Raw genomic sequence first — 19,767 nt, 5'->3', positions numbered from 1 at the left:
CCTGGCCACTTTCAGGCTTGCAGACGCTGCATAAAGTTGTCGAACATGAGTAACGCCCACAACGCGGGGCTGTGGTCCCGGGCGCCACTGACATGCTGGCCCACCAGGGTGCTCAGATAGTCCATGTCGAACACACCGGTATCGGCCATGGTTTCGCCCAATACCTGCTGCTCCATACGTTCACGCAACGGTCCGCGGAACCATTCGGCGACCGGCACTGAGAAGCCGCGCTTCTTGCGATACAACACATCCGACGGCAAATAGGGTTCCAACGCTTTTTTAAACACGTACTTGCCCTCGGCGCCGTGCAACTTCAGTTCGGGCGGCAGACCGGACATCCACTCCACCAGTTTATGGTCCAGAATCGGCACACGGACTTCCAGCGCATGCGCCATGCTCGCCCGGTCCACCTTGGTCAGAATGTCACCGGGCAAATAGGTTTTCATGTCCAGGTACTGGACCAGTGACAGCGGATGATCGCTCGGCGCGCGACGGGCATGGCGACGCAAGACCTCTACCGCGTCATAGCCTTGCAACTCGCGTCGAAAGCCGGGCGAGAACAACCGTCCGCGCAATTCGTCGCGCAGGATCGCCACACCCTGGAAATAACCCTGTACCGAATCCCGCGCCAGAGCCTGAAACGTGGCTTTGGCGCGGAACATGCGCGGCGCCCAGTCCGCCTTGGGATAAACTCGGGCAAGCGCGCCGAACAGCGGCCTGCGCAGATCCGCCGGCATCAGGCCCCGCAAGCGTTCTTCGGCCAGGTGATGGCGATAGCGGCGATAGCCGGCCAGGTTTTCGTCGCCGCCGTCGCCGGACAGCGCGACCGTGACCTGGCGTTTGGCCAGTTCGCACACCCGGTAGGTCGGCAAGGCGGAGCTGTCGGCGAACGGCTCGTCATACATCTCGCCAAGGCGATCCAGCAGGTTGAAATGATCGGGATCGACCTGTTCGACGTAATGGTTTGTCCGGTAGCGTTCTGCGACCTGCCTGGCGTAGTCCGACTCATCATAGGCGGGATCGTCAAAGCCGATCGCGCAGGTGCGCACCGGCTCGTCGGACAATCCCGCCATCATCGCGACCACAGCACTGGAGTCGACTCCGCCAGAAAGAAACGAGCCCAGCGGCACTTCGGCTTCGAGGCGAATACGCACCGCTTCACGCAGGCGCTCGACCAGCTCATCAGCGGCCTCGGATTCGTTAATCGTCAACCCGGCAAAAGGCACATCCCAGTATTCGCGAGGATCGGGTATGGATTTCTGGCCTCGGCGCAGGGTGAGCGTATGCCCCGGTGGCAGCTTATGCACTGACTTGAAGATACTGCGCGGCTCGGGTATGTAGCCATAGGCAAAATACTCTTCTACCGCACAGGGATCGATGTCACGCGGCAGCTCAGGGTGAGCCATCAGCGCCTTGAGTTCCGAGGCAAAGATCAGCTGCCCGTCCGGCAACCGGCCGTAATACAGCGGTTTGATGCCCAGCCGATCGCGGGCCAGGAACAGGGTCTCGCGGTTGCGGTCCCACACGGCGAAGGCGAACATGCCGCGAAAACGTTCCACACAGGCCTCGCCCCATTGTTCCCAGGCATGCACGATCACTTCGGTATCGCAATGGGTGCGAAAGGTGTGCCCCGCCTGTTTCAGCTCGGTGGTCAGCTCACCGAAGTTATAGATCTCGCCGTTGTAGGTGACCACCACGCTCTCGTCTTCATTGAACAGCGGCTGCTGACCGCCAGACAGATCGATGATCGACAACCGCCGGTGCGCCAGTCCCACGCCGGGCTCCAGATGCACGCCACCCTCATCGGGACCGCGATGAAACTGGGTCTGGTTCATGGCTTCCAGCAGGGCCCGTCCGGGCGTGCGCCGTTCGCGCAAATCGAAAATTCCTGTTATCCCGCACATATCAGTCGAAGACCCTGCTCGTTGAAGTTATTATCGATTCACTATTATTTACTGACCAGTACTTTGTCATACACGGCCATGTAGCTATCTACCATGGCGGCCAGGCTGAATTGTTCCTCGGCCATGGCTCGCGCCTGCTGGCCTTCTTTGTCACGTCGTGCGTCATCGGTCAAATACGCCACCAGGGTGTCGGCCAGCGAGTCGGGTTGTCCGGCGGGTACCAGCACGCCGTTCTTACCGGGCTGAATCAGATCCGGATTGCCGCCGACCCGTGTCGCAATGACCGGCAGGCCGGTGGCCATGGCCTCGAGGATCGTATTACAGATGCCCTCGGCCAGCGACGGCAATACAAACAGATCCATCGCGCGCAGTAATTGCGGCACATCGTCGCGACCGCCGGGTAACCAGCTTTGCGAATCCAGGCCCGCCGCCGTCAGTTCCTTTAACAAGTCATCACGCAACGGCCCGTCACCGACCATGACCAGACGCAGGCGGGAAAATTGCTCCGCAGGCAGTCGTTCGCGCAGCTGAATAAACGCCTGCACCAGATCCCCCGGCGCCTTGACCGACTGCATACGCATCACGCTGCCGATTACCATACTGTCCGTTGCAGCGAAATCGGCCGGTAATGATGCTCGATTGTCCGTCGTTGCCGGACTGAAGCGCGCCACATCCACGCCATTGCAAATATGGTTGAGCCGCGCGCCATCCACACCTACGGCATCGTGCAGATACTGCAACTGCTGCTGCGACAGAGCGATATACTGATCAACCAGCGGCCGGACCAGGCGGCGCAGGCGGCGGTTTTTGCGATTACTGCCGTCCAGATCGCCCACGTTCCAGCCGTGCTCGCCGTGCACCCGGGCCGACACGCGTGCCAGCCAGGCCGTCACCTGAGTTTCCAGGGTCGCCAGATTACGAGTATGAACGATGTCGGGCTGCAATTGCCGTAATAAACGATACAGGCGAGTATGCACGCCGAAATCCTTGCCCTCGTGCTTGTGCAAGCTGTGCAGCGACACATCGGCCCGCTGAATGCGCTGACTGAATTCAGTGTAATCGGTCATGCAGATGATGGCATGTCGATAACGATCCACCGGCATGTGATTGATCAGGTTCACCAGTCCGTTTTCCATGCCGCCCACATCAAGCCGATGAATAATGTGTGCCACCAGTGGCGGCTCGCCAGTGGTAACCCGCTTATTCATTGATATACCCCAGTGGCTGCGGCAAGACCTGCGCAAAGCGTTGCAACCGTTCGCGTGCGCTGGCCACCGAATCATTCACTTCCGTACTCGCCGCGACCAGGAACGCACCTCGACCGTCACCCGCCAGGATGGCCAATGCCTCGCGCAGTTTGACTTCCACCGGGCGGGTCGTGTGCGCATTGCCCACCTGATACCAGTACCAGACCAGACGACGTGCTCCTTTGCCACGCAGCAGGATCTCCTGTACCGCGACATATTCTCCACCACGGGCTTCAAACTGTTGCTGGCTTTGTCCGATGCGATGCCAGGTTTCACTGTCGTAGAGCCGGTTGCGCCAGGAAATGAGCTCCGTCCCTGCTCCCCGGTTGAGGTACTGATACAGATACAACGTCACGTCCTCATTCACCTGACGATACCGTCCGACCAGTTGCGCATCGGCGTCGTAATATTCCGGTCGCCAGGCCTGATCTGTCTGTTGGTGGCCTTTCCAGCCATTTACAGCAACAGGCAAGGCGGGAGGCTGCGTCTCGACAATCTCGCTGGCCTGCTGTTGCAGCCATAATTCGCCACTGCGTGGGGCGATCAGGGTGCCCAGCAGCGCGATCAGCAGCGCACTGGAATACCACGGCCCCAGTTTGGCAGTGGCGGGCGAGTGTATCGGTGCATCGGTTCGTGATGCGGCGGGCTCGCGCCATAATGAACCCAGCCAGAATAACAGCAGCATCACCAGGCCAAAGAACAGCCAGCCGTATATCAGGTGATCCACGCCGACGGCATGCTGCATGTTGGTCCAGTGGGCAATCATGATGATGCCGTAGGCACGAAGGCCATTGGCCACGATCGGTAACAACACTGCCAGGGCAATCAGGGCGGCGCGGCGCCACAGACTGCGGTAGCTGATGTAGGCGAAGATCAGCCCCAGCGCGATACTGGCGATCAGGTAACGCACGCCACTGCAGACTTCGGCCACCACAAAATCGCCAGCAGGAATACTGATGTAATAGCCTTCTTTGAAAACCGGCAAACCGCTGACTTTGAGCATCCACACCGCAAACCAGGCGGTATATTCCTGCAGATAGGGCACAATAAAATTGCCAAAAGGCACGGCAAAGAACAGATAGGCGAGGGGAAAAATCAACAAGCGCGCGATGTGCGTACCCAGCAGGGTGATCACCAGCCCCGGCAACACGGCCACCAGCGCAAAATGCTGCCCCATTTCCACTCCCGCCGTGCGCGCCAGCATCCAGATCAGCCCCGCAGCTGCCAGCCAGAGCAGTCCCCACGGTGAAGGCTGAGGTACCGTGGCCTGCAGATCCCGACGCCGAGTCCAGGCCAGATACAGCGCCAGTGGAAAGATAATCACACCATGCGCATAGGTCTCGGAATTGAACCAGATATGGCTGATGCTTTTGACCGAGGGCCAGAATACTCCCAGGGCCAGCAACCAGCTAACCAGTAGCACGACCAGCGCGACGGACCAGCCATACACCACGCGACGTTGTCCATTCGCCTCAACCTGCCATGCGTTCACGGGTTGGCTCCCGGAGTATTGATCAACGCGACCAACCGATCCATGTGTTCGGCCCAGCTGTATTGTGACAGCACGCAATCCCGTCCGAGTGATCCCTGACGGGCGTTTTCCGCGGCAGGGCGATTCAAACTGTCGAGACAGGCGCGGGCAAAATCACCGGCCGTTTCCGCCACATTCCAGGGGGGACCGGCGCACTCATACAAACCATCCAGCGCCTGGGGCGTGGCTACCACCGGGCGGGCCATGGCCATGGCCTCGAGCACCTTGTTCTGTATGCCCCGGGCGATACGCAACGGCGCCACGGCAATATCGGCATGCGCCAGATAGGGGCGCACATCATGCACGGCGCCGGTGACCACCACGCCGTCCTGCTGGGCCAGGCGTTGCACCTCGGGGGCGGGCCGGGCCCCGACGATCACAAACTGCGTGGCCGGCCGCGCGGCACGAATGGCAGGAAAGACCTGTTCGACGAACCAGATCACCGCATCCACGTTGGCCCAGTAATCCATCGCCCCCACGAACACCAGTTTGGCGTCATTGCCTGGCAGTGGATCGGGATAGTCTTCATCGGGGGAAAAATAATCGGTATCCACGCCGTTATCGATGGCATGCACCCGGGCAGCGGACTCCGGCGCCAGCTGGCGAAACAGGCTGGCCTCCTGCTCGCTGACAAACACCGCTGCATCACTCTGCGCGGCGATCAGACGCTCGTAAGCCAGCAGGGTACGCGCCTCACGGCGGTAGACCTGGTTCATGGGGAAACGATGGCTCTGTGCATACTGGGCCCACTTGTCCGAATCCACATCGCAAAAATCAATCACCCGATGCAGGTTCGGCGCCTTCGGCGGCAGGTATTGTGCCATGGCCGAGGAGAACACCAGCGCCCGATCCACCTTGCCTGCCAGGCGCTGATTGACCCATTGCTGCATACGTCGATCCGCATAGTAGGGAAGCGTCAAGGGCCTTGAGCCCAGCAGGCCGCCAAGACTTTTTATTTTCGCCCGGGTTGAAGATAACGGCAGCAGGCAGACACTCTCGCAGTACCCGGCGACATCCTGCTGATACTGCCAGTCGTGTGGATCATCGACAAAACTGCCCAGATGGACTCGAAACGATCCGGCCAGATGCTTGAGCATATTGAACGAGCGGATCTTGTCGCCCTTGTTGGGCGGAAAAGGAATACGGTGGGCAAGAAACAGCAGATCGTTCATGGCCTGCACCTGCCCGGTAAATCTCGAGCTGATAAGAACGTGACAAGATCTGATTTTTTATCGACGGCAGGACAGCCAAATTGTTCATCCGCACACTTGCTCGACTGCATTCCGGACTCCCCCTGATCAGTGTCGCCGACCTAGCCAAGCCCGCGAGAAACCATCGGTCCCAGCAGATTCGCGACCGGTGTGGGTAACCGCTTCCAGGTTTCGATAAACAATCGGTATTTGGGGTTCAGTGGATTGATATCCGGGATCTGTTCGGCGCGCACCAGATGATACTCGTAATACAGTGGCTCGGGTGTGAAGCCCCAGTTCTTCTTGAAACTGTAAGAACCGGTGCCGACTTTACTGCGCCCGTAGTCGAACAGCCGGTATCCCTGTTCACAGGCGCGACGCATCAGGTCCCAGTACATAAAGTCAAAACTGGATACCGAGCGCGCTTCAAGGGTGCCGCCACCGTAATAGGGCAGCACTTCGTCCCGAAAGTAAAAACTCATCACGCTGGAAACCGGGCGGCCCTCGCGGGTTACCGTCAGCACCTGGCAGTCCTGGCCGAAGACCCGATGCAGGGCTTCAAAATAACGACGCGCGAAAACCGGCGTCCCGTGCCGCCTGACGCTGTCCGCGTATATCGGGAAAAACCGATCCAGATTCGAGTCAATGTCACTCTGCAGTTCCCGCTGCATGGCCTGCCGGACCATGCGGCGTTGTTTGCGTGGAATGGCCTGCATGTTTTGCTCGACGTCGGGATCGATCGGCTTGCGAAAGGTCACATACAGATCGTCCTTGCAGGGCCAGTCCGGGTTGCGCCGTGTCCGTGAACGTAACTCCAGATAATCAACCTGCAGATCCTCGGCCAGCGCACGGGCCGCGCCAGTGAGGGCGCGCTCGGCGTCGTCATCTTCTGTGGCAACGCCAGCATAAACACAGAAGGGAACTGAAATCAGCGCATTACCGAATAACCGGGTTTTCACATGCCCCAGTGGCAACACGCCGACAATACGACCGTTCCGTTGCGCATAAAGAAAATAGCCCCGATGTCCCAGTGCGCCCTCAAGCACCTGCTTCCATCCGGCCCGGTGAAAGAAGGTCGCCTCGGGGCAACGCATGACAAAAGCGTCCCATTCTTCGGCACGGGATGGATCCAGATAATCAACAGCCACAGATGCTGCTTGCCGATCATCGACCATGATCGAGTCATCGCGTGCAGCGACGGTCACTGTACCTGCTCCGCTTGTGGCAGAAAGATGCGATCCATGCGATCCCACTGAAAGTCATCCAGCAGCCGTGACAAGCGACCTTCCATGCGCGACAGGTTCAGATAATGTCGAAAGCGTGTCTTGAGACCGATCCCTTTCTGTCGAGGCTGCTGTGGGTCGATCTCCCACGGGTGAAAATAGAACACCGCCGACTCACCGTCATGCCGGTTGACCCGGTCGATGGCCCAGCGTGACAGGGCATAAGGGAACAGGCGAAAGTAGCCCCCCCCGCCGCAGGGATAGTTGCGCTGCCCGATACGTACAGTGGTGACCGGGATTTCCAGCAGCCCCTGGCCATCGCGATGACGAAAGGCAAAGCGTGAGGCCTCGGGCATGCCGTAAAGATCATGCTCGATGGGATAAATGCTGGAACTGTATTGATGTCCGGTTTCCTGCAGTTCATCCAGCGCCCACAGGTTGTCGCGGCCTATCGAATAACTGGCGGCACGGTAGCCAATCACCGGCACGCCGATGGTATCCTCCAGCAAGGCACGGGTGCGGATGATATCCTCGCGAAACGTCTCCGGGGTCTGGTTCACAACCCGCACATGCTGATAACCATGGCTGGCCACCTCGTGGCCCTGTGCATGGATCTGTCGCACCATATGCGGATAGCGTTCCGCCATCCAGCCCAGCACAAAAAAGGTGGCCTTGATCCCTTTTTGCTCGAACAGAGCCAGAATCCGTTCAATGTTATTTTCCACGCGGCAAGGCAGTGATTCCCAGTCTTTGCGTGCAATGTGCGGCTCAAACGCGGAAACCTGGAAATAATCCTCCACGTCGACCGTCATCGCGTTTTTGATTCTATTCCCGGCCTGGCTCTCGCTCATAACCTGTCAACCCCGTTTCATTTCCGAGAACCGCTGGCGAACATATTTATTGAGAATCTGAACGCGGCTCTCCAGCGCGGTGATACGCAATTCCAGATAATCCCACTGGAACTTCGCCGGAGCGGGGGCATTGGTTTTTTTCTTGCCCGAGTCTTTCGGTTGCTCAATTTCGGGCTGGGTAATTTCCGCATCCGAGATGCTGGGTATCTCATCATCCACAAAGCTGAGCTCATCTTCCAGCTCATCGGCCACGACATTAACCAGGTCTGCGTCGATTGACTTGCGATCTTCCAGATAGGCGTAGAGCATTAAACGATCGGCGAGACTGTTAATTCGCCGGGGCACGCCCTGGGTGTGCTGATAAATCTCCGGAAAGGCGTCATCCCTGAACTCCGGCTCGCCCTTCCAGCCGGCGGTTTCCAGGCGATACGCGATATACTCGCGGGTTTCTTTTTCATTCAATGGCGATAAATGACAGGCCGCAATAAACCTCTGACGAAGTTGCTCGAGATCGGGGTGTTGCAGTACCCGTTTAAACTGACTCTGCCCCAGCAAAAAGCTCTGTAAAAGAGGCTTGTCGTCCAAATGGAAATTGGACAGCATTCGCAATTCTTCCAGTGCATTCCAGGACAGATTCTGTGCCTCGTCCACTATCAATAAAACCCGCTTGCCCTCGCGGACTTTTTCATGCAAAAACGTCTCGAAGCGATTCAGCAAGGTTGATTTTGCCACCCTGTTTGTCTTCAAACCAAAGGCCTGCAGAACCATGCGCAGCAAATCATCGGCTTCCACCTGGGTAGTAGAAATCTGTGCGGCAATAACTTCATCCTTTGGTAATTCATCGAACAGCATTCGCGCAAGCGTCGTCTTGCCGGTTCCGACATCACCGGTTATGGCGATAAAACCTTCGGCCTGACTCAGGCCATACTGCAGATAGGCAAGCGCCCGCTTGTGAACACTGCTGCCAAAAAAGAACGCCGGATCCGGGCTCAGTTGAAAAGGTTTACGATCGAGCTTAAAGTGTTTTTCATACATAATTAATGATTCAAAAAGTTTTGCGAAAACTCGCGGTTACACGGTTTTCAACGAATTCATTGCCTGGCTGATTGGATGTGCGCTCTGTATAGCGATAATTCAGCGCGACACTGGTATTTGGACCTGCGTCCCTTTGCAATCCGGTTCCATAGATGTAATATTCATCCTCCCGGTCGTCCTCCTGATAAGTGGTTTCCTGCACACGCCCATTCAGAAGCAGACGAGTACGCGCCCCGATTCGCCAGGCAAGATTTGTTCCCACACCCTTCAAGCGCTCGCTTCGATCCGTAAGTTCGAACTCACGCCGTTCATTAAATCCACGCAGACTCCAGCTGAGTTTGCGTCGCTCGCCGGAAAACCCGAGACTGAAACGCTCCCTTAGATAGACGCCTGTCTGCAAATCAGGAATTTCCAGTTCCATGAAAACCGGGTTCCCGTCAACAATCACCGGACTACCCGCATCATCTACGATTGGTATCACGACCCGGTCAATATCAAAGTCTGTCACGGTCATCAACCCTTCCGAATACTCCATGCTGAATTCGCTGTTGCGAAAACGGTGGTTGAAGCTGCCGCCAAAAGTTTCTCCAAAAAACCGCTCGCCATAATAGGCTTCCATATCCGTCCGGCTGCCTGGTTGCCAGTTGAACCCCGCCCGCCAGAAGGTGTCATCCGGCCGGGCTCGGCTCGCATCCTGCTCGAATTCGTTGTCCTCCTCGCCGCCGGCGGCAAAAAGACTCAGGCGATCAGTCACATTCAATCGCAACAGAGCTTCGGCGGTTTGAAAGGTAACGGCCGAGCCGTCCTTGTAGTCGGTTTCGCTTCGCTGAAAACTCAACCCCCAACTAATTGTTGAAAACATCGTACCGCTATCCAGATTGGCGCTGACACGATCGGTCTCGCTACTGAATTCATCGACACTGCTATCCTGAAAATCCACTCGCTCATGGCTATAGCGCAGTCGGCCGGTCGCCACATTGCCCATGCGTTGGATATAATTGGGGCTGATACGCCAGGTCAGCACATCACTGCGATCGTTGGCGGCAAAACTGTTAACATTGTCCACCGCAACATTGTCGCGGCGGGATTGCAGACGCTGGCTGTATGTCGCCCTGGCATCGAGAAACAAATGCTCTGCAACCGCTTCAAACTGACCTTCACCAGCGAACTGATGAAACGTGTTATTACGCCGGTCATCACGCCAATAGGCGAAATGTTGTAAATTGTAGGCCATATTGGCGTTGGCTCTGCTGCCTTCTCGCGCAAGGCTGAAACCAATATCCGTCTGGGTAATATGTTCGCGATCTTCCTGTCCGGGCGGCCTCAATCCAACATTATCCGTGTAGATCTGGCTGAGTGATACATATGGCGTCAGATCCCAGCGGACAATCTCGTCTTCCGCAATAGCCGCCATCGGCAGACCAACGAGGCTGATCGCCGTTCCCAGCAGCAAGCCAACCTGTTGCCGTTGCCGGATCATGCCTGTTGATGCTCGCCATAGTTGTAGGCGCCATACCCATAATAATCCCCCATATACTGACTTACTTTATTTAAAACCAGCCCAATTGGTTTGGAAGTATCCAGCAGTGACAGGGCATCCTTAACGTTACTCTGCGGTGTTTTATCTGATTCAACCACGAAAACAATCTGGCCCATCAGACCCGCCAATACCACGGCTTCATTGGTCAACAGTAACGGCGGAGAATCAAAGATAACAACGCGGTCGCTGTAACGCCTTGCCAGCTCCTCGCATAGCTGTAACATTCTGCGACCAGCAAGAAGCTCATTGGCATGCGGATGAAAACGTCCCATCGGGATAACGCGAAGTTTTGGCAGGCTGGTGCGAAGAATCACATCCCCGACATCGATATTATCCTCGGTCAGCAAATCGATCAGGCCGGGTCCGAGCGGGGTTCCCAGTGTCTTGTGTACCTGTGCGCGCCCTACATCGGCATCCACCAGTAACACAGTTTTATCCATTTCCATGGCGATACTCATGGCCAGATTAATAGCGGTCCAGGTCTTGCCTTCACCGGCGTTGGCACTGGTCACCATAATCAGGTTGCCATGGTCAATTAGATCGGCATTGCGCCCGAAGGCATTTTCCAGTAACGGGCGTTTGATGAAACGAAATTCCTCGGCGACATTACTGCGCTCACCATCGGGGGTCACAAAACCTTTTTCCTCCAGCAAGACCAGATCGATATCGACCTTCTGGACGCTGTCACCCTCGTGGGGTGTGGCCGGTGTCTCGATCGACCTGGTTTCATTTAACTTTTTGGCCGGTTGCGCCGGCGCGCCAGCCCGGCCACTCTCTGCCGGATCGTTATTAAGTTTGGCCACGGCCTTTTCAATCAGGCTGATTTTTGGTTTATCGTCCTCGCTCATAACCGTGACACCCCGTTATTTCTAACCCATACTCATGATGATGACAGCAGCATAGACAAGCAGCAGCATGCCCGTCACAGCCCCGAATGAATAGATTTTGACTCGTTCCCTGGCGTCGCTCTTGTCATCCAGAATCAGGGAAACTGAACCGAGTACCGGAAACCCCGTAACCGTGTTCAGGGTTCGGCGATTATCAAACACCGGTCGTAACTGTGCGAACAGCAAAGCCAGCCCTACCCCCAGTCCCAGCGCAACAATCAACACGGCGCTATGTAGCAGCAATCGGTTCGGCGCAGCCGGTGATTCCGGTACCCGCGCTGGCTCGATGACCCTGAATTGTACCTGCTGGCCACCTGCCTCAACGTTTTGCGAGAGATTCGCCGCCTCGCGACGCTGTAAAAGCTTCTCGTAATTTTCCCTATTAACGCGGTAATCGCGGTCAAGCTGTTTGAGTTTGGCCTCGACATTGGGAATAGTATCCACCATACGCTGCAATTCCTTTACTTTATTTTCATAGCGACGCACACGGGAGCGCAGCGATGAGATTTCGACTTCGGCATTGGATAAAGTGATCCGCATTTGTTGATAAACCGGATTGGTTGCCAGATCCTCGTTCACCACCGATTGTCCACCATCGGGTAACAATGCCTGTTGCTCGGCTTTTTGTTCTTTTAAATCTTCTATTGTTCGATTTATAGCTTCTACGTCAGGATGTTGCTCTGTGTAAGTCAGTAATAATTCATCGAGTCGCTGCTGAAGATTCTCGATACGTTTGTCAATCGCAGAGTTGCCGGTACTTGATCCACTACTTTGGTAATCCGTAATCCCGAAGGTCGGCTCCTCGCCAGCCAGTTGCCGACGCACCTCGTCCCGCCGGCTTTCCGCCTCGGCCAGCCGCTGGCGGGCTTCCTCAAGCTCGCTCTGAGCATTTTGCAGTCGCTGGTAATAATCTCCCCGATCCCCAGGCAACATGCCAACGTTTTCCCGCCGAAAATCCGCCAGGCGCTGTTCCGCCTCGGAAAGACGCTTTTCGTATTTCTCTAATTGTTTTTCAATAAAATCCTGGGCCATATCGCCGTCCTGGCGGGTCTCACCCAGCGCGCTTTCGGTAAATATGGTCAACATCGCCTGCACAACCGAATGCGCCTGCTCCGGATTCTTGTCGTTATAAGAGAGGGTATAAAGATTTTGTCGTTGGTCGCCCTGAATAGTGACATTATTGTGCAGGCGCTCGATAATCGCCTCCATCTCACTGTCGGTATGGGCATCAAGATGCATATCGGTCATGCGCGCCACTTTTTCCATATTGGGGCGCGTAATGAGCGTGCGCGTCATCAGGTTGACCCGTTGACTGATGTTGGTGTCGACCGCGATGCCCCGCAACAGAGGGCGCAACATAGAGTCAGTATCCACATGCACGCGCGCCGATGCTCGATACACATCCGGCATCTGCGACACATACACCCAGCCGGCTATGCACACGACCCAGGCGACGGCCAGGGCAAGCCAGCGATGCCGCCAAGTCTGACGCACATAGGCGTAGATTTGGCCTAATAGTTCATGCATACCACGTCTCTCTTCATCCCCGAAACACGTCAGTTTTTACGTTCCATGTAACCTGCTGTAATGACTGGCTAGAACCAGCTTTCAGGAATGATCAATGTGTCTCCGGGCCTGACCGGCACATTCGCATCTATCTCGCCCTGCTTGATAAGATCATCCAGGTGGACGCCAAATTGTTTAGTTTCGCCATCTATTTCACGAACGATACTGGCGCGATTACCGGCGGCGAATTCGGTCAGGCCTCCCACTTCGATCATCACATCGAGAACGGTCATGTCTTCGCGATAGGGTATAGTTTGTGGATTAACAGCCTGCCCCACAACACGTATCTGCTGGCTATACGGTCCGACAAATCCGGTAACAATTACTGTAACAATCGGATCTCTTATATACTTCTTTAGCGCACGTTCCATGTCACGCGCCAGTCGGGTGGGTGTTTTGCCGCTTGCCGGCACGTCTTCAACCAGCGGGGTAGTAATTTTTCCATCGGGGCGGACCGGCACGGTGGCACTCAACTCCGGTTGCCGCCAGACAAATATATTGACGTTATCTCCCGGCCCAATCAGATAGTTGTGTTCGGGCGGTTCGGGTGACATCGGTGGGTGACCAGTGCCACAACCTACCAGCGCCAACACGGCGGTCAGTATCAAAACCCTGCTCACGGCGATTCCCCTTGGAATGAAAAATGTTGCGTTCAATGTTATTTCTCCCTGTCACAAGCCATTGGCCTGATGGTTATTGTTTACGCTTTCAACCCGGCCACAGACTTATCTGCTACGCCTGCCCTGGCGGCTACAGGGAAGGCCATGGCCGTTCGGCTTCTCCGGCCGAAATCAAGAGGCATTCCCAAAGAAGGTGACAGGTGTCACATTTTAAACAGGTCCGGGCGCACGTCAAGCAACCTCGGTCTTTTAAGCTTTCTCGACCTGCTGCGCATTTCTACGCCCATGGATAAGGGATCTGTCCGGCGGCCGGATGAGTTCGATAACTAAGGGAAAACCCTGATCCTCTCGCCCTCAATAATCTGTTCTGCCGCCCCTGTCCAACAACCTCACATGCAGCAGCGGTTTTTTTAATCCGAGCGCCGCATCCGGCTTTCCGGTAACACCATCAGCAAGGCGGGCAGCACGAGTAAATCAAAGACCAGCGCGGTGAACAGTCCCACGGCGGTCAGCAAGCCAAATTCCACGGTCGGCACGAACTGGGAGGTGGTCAGCAACAGGAACTGGCCGCACAGCACCAGAGTCGTCGCAATAACCGCACGGCCGGCCTGCCGGTAGGTCCGGGCCAGGGCCCAGACTCGCGAGCTGCCACTCAGCCGCCGGCGCCGGTAACCCTGATAGACATGAATCGTGTCGTCCACCGCGATCCCGACCGCTACACTGGCAATCATTGCCGTGGCCATATCCAGCCAGATTCCGAACAGCCCCATCAGGCTGAAGATGATCACGATGGGGGCAAGATTGGGAATCATGCCGATCGCGGCGGCGCCGGGCGATCGCCACAGCACGGCCATCAGGATAAAGATCAGCACCACCGCACCGACCAGGCCCCGCAACTGACCCTGGATCAGAAGTGTCTCCTGATCCGCGAACATTCTGCCGAACCCTCCGACGGTCACTGACAAACCGTCGAGCTGGCGAGCGTCAATTTCCTGCTCGATGCGCTGAATGACCTGTTTGATCTCGCGCGCACCATTGATATTCAGGTTCAGTAACAACCGCGTCCGATCGAATTCACGGTTGACCAGCTCGTGCAACTCCACGCCGTCATACACGAACAGGTACTGGGTAATCAGGGCCGCATTGTCCGGCAGGGTCCGGTATTCGGGCTGCTCATTGTGAAACGCCCAGTGCATTTCCTCGATCAATTCCACCATCGAGGTGGTGCGATCCACTTCCGGCAACGTTTCCAGCCAGCGCTGAAAATCCCGGATTTGCTCCAAATACCGGGGGGACTTGAGGCTGTCGCGACCGGGGCCGTCGAAGACCACTTCCAGCGTCGTCACGCCACTGAGCTGCTCGCGAATGCGTTCATTGGAATGGGTGATCGGATGATCGGGTTTGAAGAACCGGAACAGATCGGTTTCGGTCTGGACATGCGCGATCTGGGGCGCCAGCACCAGTAACAACAGTCCGGTGAGCCCCAGCACCCACAGCGGCCTGCGCATGCCCAGGTTGCGCAATAACGCCACGAAACGGTTGAAACTATGAATGCCACCCGCGTGCGCGCCCCAGTTGCCACGATCCCAGCGAATAAACACGGGTGGCAACAGCAATAACACCACGGCCGCCAGCAGCAGGGTACCGAGTGCGGCCACCAGGCCAAATGCCTGGATGGGCTGGATCGGGCTCAGACTCAGCGAGGCCAGCCCGGCGCTGGTGGTCAGGGCCGTAAAGACCGCTGGCCGGGCCACCTCGCGCCAGGCCTGGCCGACCCGGGCCGCGCCCTCCAGCCCTTGCCGGGCCGCCAGCGTCAGCGCGTTGAACCAGTGGATCAGCAGAGCGACCGACAGGGCGGCCATCAACGGTGGCAGGATGGCCGAGATCAGGGTATACGGGCGCCCGGCCAGGATCAGGATCCCCACGCTGCTGCTCACCACCGCGCCAATCACTGCCCCGGCCGCCAGCACCGCCAGCCAGCGGCGAAACATCCAGCCGATCAACAGCAGCCCCAGGCCGGTGGTCATAGGAACAAACATCATGCTATCGCGAATCATCGCCCGCAATTGCGCCACGTCCAGGGCCACCTGGCCGCCGACCGCCGTGATCTGCTCGCCCAGCGGCGTGGCATTGATGGCGGCCAGGGTGGTGGTTTGCAGCGCCAGCCGCTGCAGGCTGTCATCCATCGGCCCGGGCCGCACCACCAGGGCCACCGCGTCGCCGGATTCCGAGACCAGCATCCCCGGCGCGAACCGATCGCCGAGCACCCGTTCGCGCCTTGCCCGGAGATCGAGATCCGATGCCACAGAGGTATCCAGCAAGGGCTCCACGGCAAATCCATCCCTGGTACCGCGGATATGGTCCAGGGTCGGCAGGGCCAGCACCCGGTCCACATGCGGATGGGATTCCAGTTTGCCAACAATCTGCTCCATATCCGCCAGCGCCGCATCGCTGAACAGGTTTTCACCTTCCAGCAACACCACCAGTACCTGATCCAAAGGGAACTCCTCGCGCAGCTCGTCTTCCAGTTGCACGGCGGGAGAAGCCTCGGGGAAATAGATTTCGGGGGCATTGTTGAGCTCGATCTTCAGCAACAGCCCCCCGGGCAGGGTGGCCAGGGCGATCAACAGGAGCAGCGCCAGCGGGGCAGGGAGTCTGGCCGGGCTCAAAAACGCGCCCTCCAGCCGAGGGTGACCAGATCATGCTGCTGATGAAAGCCGCCAGGCGTATTCTCGTCGCCATCGAAATAGTGATATCCGAGATACATCTCGTGGGGTTCGGCCCCCTGGTAGATCAGCTGCGGATTCAGATACACATCCCGCTCATCCAGCCCCAGCGAATAGCGCAACCGGGCCCGCCAGCGTCCATGCGCGAAGGGGCTTTCGATATCGCCGAACAGACTATAGAGGTTCTCCCGATCCAGCAGTGCCTGCTCCGCTCCCAGCAAATGCAGACCGCGTAGCTGGGCCGTGATCCGCAGGTTACGGTCCCCGGGGAAAAACTCCACCCCGGCCACCCAGTCCACCGCATCGAGCGTGATATAGCGCAGGTCTTCGGTTGTCGCCGGGTGGTCACTGAGCCAGGCCAGCTCAAAGCGCCAGGTCGACGCGCCGCTGGCATAGACCAGATCGCCACCCACCACCCAGGTTCGCGGATGGCGTGCGATGAAAGTTTGCGGCGCGGCCGCCAGGGCGCCGGTAGTATCGCCGGGGTTGGCCAGCAGGTGCTGGCGTACTGCCGGATCCAGCGCGTAATAGGGCAGGGAGTGACGGGCATCCTGCACGGTCAGGGCATAATCCAGATCCCGGCCGACCCGACGCAGGCGCAGCCCCCAGCCACCACGGCCGTCATCATCCTCGACAAACCGGCCCTGACGAATGAGCGGCGCCATCAGCGGATCGGGGGCCAGACCAATGAATCGCCCGCGCTCGCGATCCACCGGAGACCAGATGCTGTCCTGCTCGGGCAACTCCGCCGCCCGAAAATCCGGCACATAGAGGAAGTCGAGCTTGTATTCGCCGACAAACTCCTCCCAGCGCGCGGCCAGGACCGCGCGGCGCCGATCTTCCACATCATCCAGCACGAAACGACTCACGTCCCGCACACTCAGACGATCAGTCGGCGGCAACTCATCAGCTCGACCCCACAACACGGTTTGCGCGCCCAGCGTCAGGCGCCGATTGTCGCTGCGATAGCGTATATAGGTATCGTCATAATCCAAGCCGGTTTCGTCGAATTCCGTTTCCCCGCTCTGGTGATAACTGTCGATCCGCGCGCCCACGCGCCCTTCCCAGTGTTCATGCCCGGGCCATTCAACCGCCAGTTTGCCATGCAGGTAATGACTGCCTTCGGCCGGTGCCGCCTCATCGGTCAGGGCACCGGCCTCGAGGCGCAGCGGATCGATCACCAGACGGGGGCCATTGGCCGACGCGGAATCCGTTTCGGCCAGTTCAGGAATCTCCACCGGAACGGGCGGCAAGTCATCCGCTGCTCCGCTCGCCTCACCGATAACGATGGTCTGCCCCGCCGTGTGCGATTCCGGCAACAGCGACACCACCCGGTAACGCGCCGGGCGGGCACGTAGCGGCAAGATGGTGATATTGGCGAAGCCCAGCTCCCGTAACCGCTCTACCCGAACCTGGACATTTTGTTCGCGCCGAAACGCACCCGCGCTGATCACATAGCCCCGCCGGTTTCCGGGGGCCAGGATCAGATGTTTGATGCCCGCCTTCTCCAGCACACCCGCATCCCTGCGCGCGGCCTCCCGATCCCGATAGCCGATCAGTTGAATCAGGGTCGGTTTTTTATTCTGGTGGAGCAGGCTGATGTTGCCCAGTCCCGCTTCGCGAAGTTGCTGCACCCGCCGGTCGACATTCTCGGCTTCCCAGAAAGCCCCGGCGGCGATCGAATAGGTGCGGGTTACCCGGGGAGCGAGGACCAGGTTATCAATGCCCACGTCGTCGAGGATTCGAGCGTCGTGGCGGGCCGCTTCCTCGCGGGCATAATCACCCAGCAATATAGCGATCAGGCCCTTTCGATCCCGGCCCGGGCTCAGCTCGGCCAGGCCGCCCTGGTTCCGTGTCTCAACAACTTTCTGGCGTGCCTGCGACAGGCTGCTGAACTCCTCCGTTTGTGCCTGTTCGATCGAGATTGCCCGCGGCGCGTCTGCTGTCACCGGCACGACCTGCAGCGGCTGCAATCCGGCCTGCTCGGCGTTGACGCGGGCGACACTGATTACGCGCGAGTCGGCGGATTCGGCCAGTACCAGCCGATAACCGGTCGGGTCTTGCGTGGCGACGATGCCCAGCCGGGCGAATTGATTCTGCACGGGTCTGGCCACCGCCAGCGCCGAGGCCAGATCGGGATAGGGCGGGGAGAGCAACCGCTGGACATCGGCCGCCCCGCAAAGACCGCTCCAGCCCGCCAACAGCGTCAATACCGGCGGCAGCACGCTCCACTTCAGCCAACGCGAACGGACACTCACTATGACTCCGCCCTCCCGGGGAACGGGCTCGACGACATCGCGCCGTTTGCACCCAGACTGTGATGCACGATCATGGGCGGTATCTGCGCTCGCTGGCCGGGTCCTCCAGGAACCGGCTGCTGAATAACTCCCCCGACAGACCGCGATCATAGACCACGACATCGTTCACCAGGCGAGTCTGGTGACCACTGTCCAGATCCGTCATGGTGTTGTCCATGATCGTCCAGTAACCCTGGATCTCCTCAATCCGATGCACTTCCAGGCGCTTGATAGGCTGGTCAGTCGGCCCGCGTCCGTAATAATCAATCCGCAGAGGCAGCAGGCTGGGTTCGTGGATCCAGCTGACCCGCTTGCCATAAGTCGAATTGCTGGCATCCACGGGGACGCTCTCCAGAACCCGGGTGGTCATCCCGGATATTTTCTCGCTACCCAGCAGGCGATGATGATCCATGTTCACCTTGCGATCCTGCAGATCCTCGAAAAAGATATCCGAACCGACAAATCGCCCCCCCTTGCGATTGGCGGAAATCCGCCGGGAGCGATCCAGCGCGGGAAGATAAATCCATTGGTCCGAGCTGCCGTCCGGGTAATCCAGGGTCAGCAGGCCCGTGTCACGAATATCCGCCGGGGCAGTGAAACGGATCAGGGAATGGACTTCAGCCTGCTTCACCTCTCGCCGGTAGGTAATCATCTCCCGAACCCGGGGTGAGTGGTCGGCTTCCTGTAAAATCATTTTGCCGCGGGTACTCATGTCGCGCCCGTCCGGGCGGTCATAGACCTGCTGTGCCAGCTGGCGCCCGGCACTCTCCTCGCCCGTACTGCCGGCTGCCAGGCCCGGAACCATCCCGAACAGACCCCACAACGCTATTATCAATAAGCTGCGCATTTCGTCAAACGTCCTCGCAATCACCTGTCTGACCACACGTGACACATGGCCTTTCAATGCCGTCGCCTGCAGGCCAAACGCCCTTGATTCTGGACCGGATTCCGGACCCCGTCCAGCATCGTTGCCTGCCGAAGACTCGCGCACAACCGGGCCCAACGGCAGCACAGCGCACAGGCAAGGCAGCCGGAATACGAGCTGGATCACAAAACAGAGCGAAATACGCCCAAAAAGGGCATTTCGAGCATTCTGTCACTTGTTCCTCGACGGAAATCCCTCTATAAAAAAACTAACCGGCGCTCCGCC

General features: G+C 58.1%; 14 protein-coding genes. All 14 read right to left on the bottom strand.

Annotated elements, in window-relative coordinates; genetic code table 11:
- Window positions 1-11: 11 nt before the first annotated feature.
- Window positions 12-1,904, bottom strand: a complete 1,893-nt coding sequence (locus U5K34_RS05750) for an XrtA/PEP-CTERM system amidotransferase (RefSeq protein WP_322567521.1) — start codon at window positions 1,902-1,904, stop codon at window positions 12-14.
- Between the two features lie 44 nt (window positions 1,905-1,948).
- Window positions 1,949-3,112, bottom strand: a complete 1,164-nt coding sequence (locus tag U5K34_RS05745) for a TIGR03088 family PEP-CTERM/XrtA system glycosyltransferase (protein ID WP_322567520.1) — start codon at window positions 3,110-3,112, stop codon at window positions 1,949-1,951.
- A complete protein-coding gene (gene xrtA, locus U5K34_RS05740; RefSeq protein ID WP_322567519.1) occupies window positions 3,105-4,643 on the bottom strand; it encodes an exosortase A in 1,539 nt (512 codons plus the stop codon). Before xrtA ends, U5K34_RS05745 begins: the two co-directional genes overlap by 8 nt.
- On the bottom strand, window positions 4,640-5,854 hold the full coding sequence (locus U5K34_RS05735) for a TIGR03087 family PEP-CTERM/XrtA system glycosyltransferase (protein ID WP_322567518.1): 1,215 nt from the start codon (window positions 5,852-5,854) through the stop codon (window positions 4,640-4,642). The genes xrtA and U5K34_RS05735 overlap by 4 nt, the downstream gene beginning before the upstream one ends.
- Window positions 5,855-5,994: 140 nt before the next feature.
- Complete coding sequence (locus tag U5K34_RS05730) at window positions 5,995-7,020, bottom strand: FemAB family XrtA/PEP-CTERM system-associated protein (RefSeq protein ID WP_416224055.1); 1,026 nt, start codon at window positions 7,018-7,020, stop codon at window positions 5,995-5,997.
- Window positions 7,021-7,073: 53 nt separating this feature from the next.
- Window positions 7,074-7,946: an XrtA system polysaccharide deacetylase gene (locus tag U5K34_RS05725; protein WP_322567516.1), complete on the bottom strand. Its 873-nt coding sequence runs from the start codon at window positions 7,944-7,946 to the stop codon at window positions 7,074-7,076.
- A 6-nt stretch (window positions 7,947-7,952) separates the two neighbouring features.
- Window positions 7,953-8,981, bottom strand: a complete 1,029-nt coding sequence (locus U5K34_RS05720; protein WP_322567515.1) for an XrtA/PEP-CTERM system-associated ATPase — start codon at window positions 8,979-8,981, stop codon at window positions 7,953-7,955.
- 10 nt (window positions 8,982-8,991) lie between these two features.
- Window positions 8,992-10,461: a TIGR03016 family PEP-CTERM system-associated outer membrane protein gene (locus U5K34_RS05715; protein ID WP_322567514.1), complete on the bottom strand. Its 1,470-nt coding sequence runs from the start codon at window positions 10,459-10,461 to the stop codon at window positions 8,992-8,994.
- Window positions 10,458-11,369 carry an XrtA-associated tyrosine autokinase gene (locus U5K34_RS05710; protein ID WP_322567513.1) on the bottom strand — a complete coding sequence of 304 codons (912 nt, stop codon included), beginning with the start codon at window positions 11,367-11,369 and terminating at the stop codon, window positions 10,458-10,460. The genes U5K34_RS05715 and U5K34_RS05710 overlap by 4 nt, the downstream gene beginning before the upstream one ends.
- A 21-nt stretch (window positions 11,370-11,390) precedes the next feature.
- The gene (locus U5K34_RS05705) at window positions 11,391-12,935 is read right to left on the bottom strand and encodes an XrtA system polysaccharide chain length determinant (protein WP_322567512.1); all 1,545 of its coding nucleotides are present in this window, start codon (window positions 12,933-12,935) and stop codon (window positions 11,391-11,393) included.
- A gap of 68 nt (window positions 12,936-13,003) precedes the next feature.
- A complete protein-coding gene (locus U5K34_RS05700; RefSeq protein ID WP_416224054.1) occupies window positions 13,004-13,528 on the bottom strand; it encodes an XrtA/PEP-CTERM system exopolysaccharide export protein in 525 nt (174 codons plus the stop codon).
- A gap of 476 nt (window positions 13,529-14,004) precedes the next feature.
- Window positions 14,005-16,263, bottom strand: a complete 2,259-nt coding sequence (locus U5K34_RS05695) for an efflux RND transporter permease subunit (protein WP_322567510.1) — start codon at window positions 16,261-16,263, stop codon at window positions 14,005-14,007.
- On the bottom strand, window positions 16,260-18,578 hold the full coding sequence (locus U5K34_RS05690) for an SPOR domain-containing protein (RefSeq protein ID WP_322567509.1): 2,319 nt from the start codon (window positions 18,576-18,578) through the stop codon (window positions 16,260-16,262). The genes U5K34_RS05695 and U5K34_RS05690 overlap by 4 nt, the downstream gene beginning before the upstream one ends.
- A 70-nt stretch (window positions 18,579-18,648) precedes the next feature.
- Window positions 18,649-19,464, bottom strand: coding sequence for an outer membrane lipoprotein-sorting protein (locus U5K34_RS05685; RefSeq protein ID WP_322567508.1), 816 nt, complete (start codon window positions 19,462-19,464; stop codon window positions 18,649-18,651).
- Between the last annotated feature and the right edge of the window lie 303 nt (window positions 19,465-19,767).

It is taken from the genome of Thiohalophilus sp. (assembly GCF_034521165.1).
Taxonomy (GTDB): Bacteria; Pseudomonadota; Gammaproteobacteria; order UBA6429; family Thiohalophilaceae; genus Thiohalophilus.
This window is presented reverse-complemented; position numbering and strand designations above follow the sequence as displayed.

Coding starts and splice junctions, on each gene's coding strand:
- U5K34_RS05750 (WP_322567521.1), bottom strand. CDS start 1,904: ATGTGCGGGATAACAGGAATTTTCGATTTGCGCGAACGGCGCACGCCC.
- U5K34_RS05745 (WP_322567520.1), bottom strand. CDS start 3,112: ATGAATAAGCGGGTTACCACTGGCGAGCCGCCACTGGTGGCACACATT.
- U5K34_RS05735 (WP_322567518.1), bottom strand. CDS start 5,854: ATGAACGATCTGCTGTTTCTTGCCCACCGTATTCCTTTTCCGCCCAAC.
- U5K34_RS05725 (WP_322567516.1), bottom strand. CDS start 7,946: ATGAGCGAGAGCCAGGCCGGGAATAGAATCAAAAACGCGATGACGGTC.
- U5K34_RS05720 (WP_322567515.1), bottom strand. CDS start 8,981: ATGTATGAAAAACACTTTAAGCTCGATCGTAAACCTTTTCAACTGAGC.
- U5K34_RS05715 (WP_322567514.1), bottom strand. CDS start 10,461: ATGATCCGGCAACGGCAACAGGTTGGCTTGCTGCTGGGAACGGCGATC.
- U5K34_RS05710 (WP_322567513.1), bottom strand. CDS start 11,369: ATGAGCGAGGACGATAAACCAAAAATCAGCCTGATTGAAAAGGCCGTG.
- U5K34_RS05705 (WP_322567512.1), bottom strand. CDS start 12,935: ATGCATGAACTATTAGGCCAAATCTACGCCTATGTGCGTCAGACTTGG.
- U5K34_RS05700 (WP_416224054.1), bottom strand. CDS start 13,528: ATGTCACCCGAACCGCCCGAACACAACTATCTGATTGGGCCGGGAGAT.
- U5K34_RS05685 (WP_322567508.1), bottom strand. CDS start 19,464: ATGCGCAGCTTATTGATAATAGCGTTGTGGGGTCTGTTCGGGATGGTT.